This is a genomic window from Teichococcus aestuarii, from assembly GCF_042651065.1.
In the GTDB taxonomy this organism is placed as follows: Bacteria; Pseudomonadota; Alphaproteobacteria; order Acetobacterales; family Acetobacteraceae; genus Pseudoroseomonas; species Pseudoroseomonas aestuarii.
The window spans coordinates 1-841 of the sequence record NZ_JBHSCH010000168.1 but is presented as its reverse complement, the minus strand read 5'-3'; the positions used below and the strand labels follow the sequence as shown (position 1 = coordinate 841).

The following is an 841-nucleotide window of genomic DNA, read 5'->3' as shown; positions in this document are numbered from 1 at the left end:
CATTAAAAGATGAAATAGATAAGCATTATACAATTGATGAACAATTGGAGTATCATTATGACGAATTGATAAAACTCTATGAAATATTGCAAAAACCACAAGTTGATTTATCAAATTTAAAGCAATTTCTTAATATATATAATGACTTAACACCTAACCATTATGAAGTTAATACAATTGAGATTGACCCATCAGATGAAGCATTAATCAATCGTTATATTAGTAAATATGGTTTCAAGAATTATCAAATTAATTTTCAGAAGTTAAAGCTAGAATTTTATGAAGATGAACAAGTAACTAAATTAGTTGAATTAAAACCACATGAAATTGAAGATTTCATCATAAATTTATTAATAGAAGAAACAGAATTTATTAGAATTAATTATACAGGAGAAGAAATAATTGAATGGAAATTCGATTATTTAAGTGAATTAAAAAAACAAAAAAATGCTTTAGATAATGGAGTATTAGAATTAATTGTTTTAGAACAACTACTTGACCAATACAATTGTGAAAATGAATGTTTAAATAAAAGAATAGAAATAGTTAAATAAGAAATTAGCCCCCTAAATAAAAGGGGGTTTTGTCAATTATCTAAATATAATAATAAAGACAAATCAAATAAACTGTCATTTATTTGATTTGAAAAATGAATAAATGATCTAATCAAATAGATCATTTATATCACTGAAATTAATATAAAACTGTAGGAAAGTGAGGTATCACTTTCCTTTTATTATGAATATTTATTATTTATTTTTTTGTGTTGGCACGCTCACACGCATCATCAAAGATGATGCTTTTAACAAGTCTATTCATGATTACAAGGCGCAAAAATTTT

General features: G+C 23.8%; 1 protein-coding gene. It reads left to right on the top strand.

Going from position 1 to position 841, the window contains the following annotated elements; genetic code table 11:
• The coding region (locus tag ACFOY6_RS24200) for a hypothetical protein (protein ID WP_379652465.1) at window positions 1-554 on the top strand (554 nt) is incomplete at its 5' end.
• Window positions 555-841 lie beyond the last annotated feature (287 nt).